The organism is Frankia sp. CeCAU1 (assembly GCF_977971845.1).
In genome coordinates this window covers 1-5,586 of the sequence record NZ_CDWWXA010000211.1, presented here as the reverse complement: position 1 = coordinate 5,586, position 5,586 = coordinate 1, and the positions used below count along the sequence as shown (strand labels likewise).

The 5,586-nt window shown below is 67.6% G+C and carries 4 protein-coding genes; all 4 read left to right on the top strand.

Annotated features, from left to right (window positions below; translation table 11 throughout):
* Positions 1–146 precede the first annotated feature (146 nt).
* Positions 147–1,088: a hypothetical protein gene (locus AC08OO_RS22300; RefSeq protein ID WP_476611639.1), complete on the top strand. Its 942-nt coding sequence runs from the start codon at positions 147–149 to the stop codon at positions 1,086–1,088.
* 215 nt (positions 1,089–1,303) lie between these two features.
* A complete protein-coding gene (locus AC08OO_RS22295; protein ID WP_476611638.1) occupies positions 1,304–4,732 on the top strand; it encodes a CHAT domain-containing protein in 3,429 nt (1,142 codons plus the stop codon).
* Between the two features lie 41 nt (positions 4,733–4,773).
* Positions 4,774–5,169 (top strand): transposase, encoded by a 396-nt coding sequence (locus AC08OO_RS22290; RefSeq protein WP_476611637.1) that lies wholly within the window; start codon positions 4,774–4,776, stop codon positions 5,167–5,169.
* A 67-nt stretch (positions 5,170–5,236) separates the two neighbouring features.
* Positions 5,237–5,586, top strand: a 350-nt coding sequence (locus AC08OO_RS22285) for a hypothetical protein (RefSeq protein WP_476619027.1), incomplete at its 3' end; no start/stop codon positions are given.

Genomic DNA, 5,586 nt, shown 5'->3' with positions numbered 1-5,586 from the left:
CCCAGCCCCCTCGGCGACCCAGGTCCAGTCGCCGCCGACCGGTACAACTGCCCGCGCGGCGACTACACCTGGTACCGGCCTGACCTAGGCAGCGCCATCCCCACCTGCCCCACCCACCAGGTCACCCTCGTACGAGGCTGACAGGCATGCTCGAGGAGTTCTGGAAAACAGTCGGCGGGAAAGTCGCCGACCGGTGGGCATCGATCGCCGTCCCCGCCCTGGTGTACTGGCTCGCCTTCCTCGCCGTCTGGGCCTACCACCACGGCGGCCTTCACACCCTCAGCAACCACACCAGCTGGCTCGACCGGCAAACTCCCGCAATCCAAACCCTCACCATCCTCACCGCCCTACTCGGCATCGCAGCCACCGCGATCCTGGTCAGCAGTGCTGCCACTCCGCTGCTCCGACTGCTTGAGGGCTACTGGCCGGCCATCGCCGACCCCCTCCGCCACCGCCTCGCCGCCCGCGCTGCGGCACGCGCCGCCGCAGACGACCTCGCCTGGCAGACAGCACACACTGCCGTGCAACCCCCGAACACCCCCACAAACCGGCAGCTCGTCGTCTACACCCGCCTCGAACGGCGTCGCCGACAGCATCCGTCCCCAAGCTCCCCCGGCTTCTTCCTAGCCACCCGCACGGGCAACATCCTGCGCGCCGCCGAACGACGCCCCACTGACAAATACGGCTTGGACACCATTATCTGCTGGCCCCGTCTCTGGCCCCTGCTCCCTGACACCCACCGGACCGACCTCGCCGCCGCCCGCACCGCCCTCGACACTGCCGCCACCATTACCCTGTGGGCGCTGCTCTTCGCCGCCACCGGTGGCCTCTACACCCTGCTTGCCATCCCTACGGGTCTCGCCGTCGCCACCATCACCGTCACCGTCGTCATCCCCGCCCGTGCGCAGGCGTTCGGCGAACTGATCGAAGTCGCCTTCGACACTCACCGCACCCAGCTCTACACCCACCTTCGTTGGCCGCTCCCCCACACCCCCGCAGAAGAAAAACCCGCGGGGCAAGCCCTCACCGCCTACCTCTGGCGCGGTTCCGACAACAACACCCCTAACTTCACACAGCCCGCCCCGTGATCTCCCTCTGATCTCGCTGCAACAACATTGCCAACACCGTCACGCGTCCTTTTCCTCAAACGTCGAGGTTCTCAAACGTCGAGGTTCTGGACAGACACTGCGGACAAAGGGGAGACTCTGCCACGTTCGAAACCAGCAAATTCGGCAGGTATGGGTCCGGCCCGGAAGGCCGGACGCTGAGGAAGCCTCGTCACAGAGGAGAGGGGAACGAGTCGATGCGGGACTATCTTCTTGCCAGGGTCCAGGGGCGACTGGAGCTGTTCGCCGCCGAAAGCTCCCCCGAGATCGTGTTGGCCAACGATGCGGTGTTGGAGGTGATGGGTCTCTTGAACGCCGTCCCGGATCCGTCCATCGACACGGATGTTCTGCTCGCGGCCGGTCTTCTGTACTGGTGTCGTTATCTTGTGCTGGGAGGTGACGATGGCCGGCCGGACCTGGCGCGGGCACGGGAACTGCTGGCATCGGTCCACCGGTCGAATCCGACCCTTCTACCCAGCGAGATCCGTGACGCCCTTGACGGGGCTGACATGAACCCGAGCAGCCGGGAAAGGTTGGCACTTCGCGCCGAACACCTGTACGGCCAGTCGACGAAAACCGGTGACGTCGACGGTCTCAGCGAGGCGATCGCCCTGTTCCGACGCGCGTCTGCTGTTACGCCCGTGAGTCATCCGCTTCACGTCGGGCTCCTTTCCAATCTCGCGACGGCGTTACAGACGCGGTTCGCCTGGACGGGTTCGGACTCCGACATCGACGAGGCGGTCGACCTCGGCCGGCTGGCCGCCACCCGGGCACCGGAGAACCACCCTTCCCGCTTCCTGGTGCTGTCGGGTCTCAGTGGTTCGCTATGGGCGCGATGTGTGCACCGGAAGTCGCCGGCGGACCTGGAGGAATCCCTGCAGGCAATCCGGCAGGCGGTCGCGGTCATCCCGCCACAAGATCCTAATAGCGGCCGTTATCTGTCAAACCTGAGTAACATTCTGCGTTCCCGGTTCGAGTGGACGGGCGCGCGAGCCGATCTCGACGAGGCAGTGGAACAGGGTCGACGCGCCGTCGATGTGACGCCGGCCCACCATCCTCAGTACGCGACGATGCTCACCAATCTGGCCGTCGCGCTGCAGACGCGTTTCGTGCAGGCCGGGGTCTCGACGGATCTAACGGCCGCCATCGATATCTTTGGCCGCGCGGCCACAGTAACGCCTCCCAGCCATCCGCACTTTCCGGTCGTCTTGGGAAACTTGAGTGCTGCGCTGCTGGTCCGGGCGCTGCACACCGGGACGGACTCCGACCTCACCACGGCGGTGGAGACGGCCCGGCGGGCAGTGGCTGTGACTCCTCCCGGCAGCCCGGACCGTGCCCGGCGTCTCTCCAATCTGGGCAACATTCTCCGGGCACGTTTTGATCGGGTCGGGCTGCTGGTTGACCTGGATGAGGCTGTGGAGGTCTGCCGGCAGGCGGTAGTGGCGACGCCGGCCAGCCACGCGGAACGGGCCGTGATACTGACCAATCTCGGAGCCGTGGTGAGTCTGCGCGCGGATCGAATCGGGCGCGCGGCCGACCTGGACGAGGCAGTCACCGTCGGCCGGCAGGCGGCGGCTGCCACCTCGACGGAGCACACGGCTTGGGTCCCCGTCATGGTGAACCTCTGCAGGGCACTGTCACAACGCGCCCGGCTGGCTGGTACCTCCGCAGATCTGGACGAGGCGGTGAGAACTGCCCGCGCGGCGCTCGCCGCCGCCGAGGCCAAAGAGAACAGAGCCTTTGTCGCGGCCGCGGCGTCGAATCTCGGCAAGACCCTCCATCTCCGCTTTGACCGGACAGAAGACATGCCCGACCTGGACGGTTCCGTGGCGGCGTACCGGATGGCGGTCGACGGCCACGGTGATGACCCGGATGCTGCCACTTCCCTGTCCGGCCTCGGTCTTAGTTTGTGGAACCGTTTCGAACACACTGGGAGGCCGGCGGATCGGGATGCCGGCATCGCCGTGTTTCGACGTGCCGCCGCGCTGGCAACGGCAGCGCCCAGTATCCGAGCGAAGGCGGCGGGAGCATGGGCGAGCCTGGCGGCCACCGCGGGCGACTGGCAGCAGGCTGTCGCCGGCTACAGCACCGCTGTGGACCTGCTGGGACAGGTCGCGCCGCGCAGCCTTGACCGCGAAGACCAGGAGTATCGTCTCGTCACCCTGTCCCGGCTGGGATCGCAGGCCGCCGCAGCGTGTTTACAGGTCGGCAAGGTCGAACGCGCCCTGGAACTCTGGGAGCAAGGACGCGGAGTCATCCTCGGCCAGATTCTCGACGCCCGTACGGACCTCGCCCTCCTTGCCGCAAGAGACCCGGAGAAGGCCGCGCTGTTCAGGCGGCTTCAGGATGAGTTCGACGCTCCTCCCGCCTTCGACGGATCCGACACACCGCTGGCGGAGCAGGCGTCCCCGCCGTTCGTCGGAAACGACGCGACGGGCACGGCACGACGCGGTGCCGACCGGCGGCATGCCCGCGCGGCGCGGTTCGCAAGCCTCGTCTCGGGGATCCGCAGCCTGCCGGACTTCGAGCGTTTTCTTCTGCCCCCAACCATCGACGATCTTCGGCACGCCGCGAGCCAGGGGCCGATCGTGGCCGTCAACGTCAGCGAGATCCGTTGCGATGCCCTGATCCTGACCACGGCCGGCGTGCAGCTCCTACCCCTGCCGGACCTCACTGAAGAAGCCGTTGGTGACCAGGTCCTCGCTTTCCTGACGGCTGTCGAACGCGGCGACGAGAAGGGGCTCTCGAACGTCTTCGGCTGGCTGTGGGACGTCCTCGCCGGACCGGTGTTGGAACGCCTGGACATCCACGGACCACCGGCAACGGGCACCTCGTGGCCGCGGATGTGGTGGTGCCTGTCGGGGCTGTTGTCGTTCCTTCCCGTGCACGCGGCAGGCCACCACCAGGCTCGGTTCGATCCGGCGCCGGACACGCTGATCGACAGAGTGATCTGTTCGTACACTCCGACGATCCGCGCCTTGGGCCATGCTCGGCGCACCGCGCCCGACGCGGCGACGCTTGTCGGCCTTCCGTCAGCGAACGACGAGGGCAGGCGCGCGCTGGTCGTGGTGATGCCCCACACCCCCGACGCCGGCGACCTGCCCGGCGCACACCTCGAAGCCGCCATCCTCACGCGGATTCTGCACGAACGGGTGAGCACGCTGGTCCAGGACAAAGCGACCCGCGCTGCGGTGCTGGCCGCCCTGCCGCAGGCACGCTGGGTACACTTCGCCTGCCATGGCGAGGCAGCCATCTCCGCCCCATCGACCAGCCGTCTGCTACTACACGACCAGCCCCTCACCGTTCTGGACGTCAACCGCCTCAGGCTCACCGACGCCGAACTTGCGTACCTGTCCGCGTGCGAAACCGCCCGCCCGGGCGGCGAGCTTTCCGACGAGGCGATGCACCTCGCCTCCGCCTTCCAGCTCGCCGGCTACCGGCATGTCATCGCCACGCTGTGGCCCATCAACGACCAGATCGCCGTCGACCTCGCGGAAAATATCTACAGGTTCCTAGCCGACGGTAGCGACGTGGCCGCGGCCGTTCACAACGCCACCCGTGCCCAGCGCAACTACGCACCGCGATCCCCGTCACAGTGGGCGTCCCACATCCACGTCGGCGCCTGACGCCGCCACGCCCACACCGCAGCAGCCCACCAAGCTGCTACGTGAGCGTTAGCGGGCGTCTCCACGGCGACGGTGCGCGGGCGTTGCGTGACGCTGCCGGGCGTCCCCGAGAACAGCACCACCTGCTCGAACGCATCCGCACCGAGCAGGCCACCGACGTCTGGAAACAGCGCTACGATATCCGGGCCGGGATCGAGAGCACCAGGCCACAGGCACCAGGCCACAGGCACCAGGCCACAGGCACCAGGCCACAGGCACCAGCGGCCGCGGGCATCCGCCACTCCCGCTACCACGGCCTGCCCAAGAATCATCTCGCTCACGTTTTCGCCACCACCGCGATCAATATCATCCGCCTCGGCGCCTGGTGGACCGACACCCCGACCGGGAGAACACGAACCACCCACTTCAGCGCCCTCACCTTCGCGCTCGTCGCATGACCGAATTGGGCGACGGATCCCTCCAGGCGGGGGGAGGACATCAACCGACCCGAGGAGTGATCCGGACATGAGTGACCAACAGCCCACGACCTACTCCGATCCGCTGCTCGACGCCATCAGCGCGATCGAACAGAAGGCGGTCGACACCGTCACCTGTCTGCTGTTCGCCGCCCAGTTCCTCCTTGCCCAGCGCACGCCCGCGCTGACGGAGCGGGCCGAGCCGCTCGAACCCCAGCCGCGGCACGACAGGGCACCGCACAGCGCGGCCGGGACCGCTCAGGCCAAGGAAATCATCGACGATGGCATCATCCGACCAGCCCCGCCCGGTTCACCCACCCAGCCCGATCCTGGCCGGCAGGCCCGTGCGACCCAGCAGGGCCGTATCACCGGTGCGGCGTTCCCCACCCGGCCTACCCC

Excerpts from the sequence above, each read along its gene's own strand:
- AC08OO_RS22300 (WP_476611639.1), top strand. The coding sequence starts at position 147 with ATGCTCGAGGAGTTCTGGAAAACAGTCGGCGGGAAAGTCGCCGACCGG.
- AC08OO_RS22295 (WP_476611638.1), top strand. The coding sequence starts at position 1,304 with ATGCGGGACTATCTTCTTGCCAGGGTCCAGGGGCGACTGGAGCTGTTC.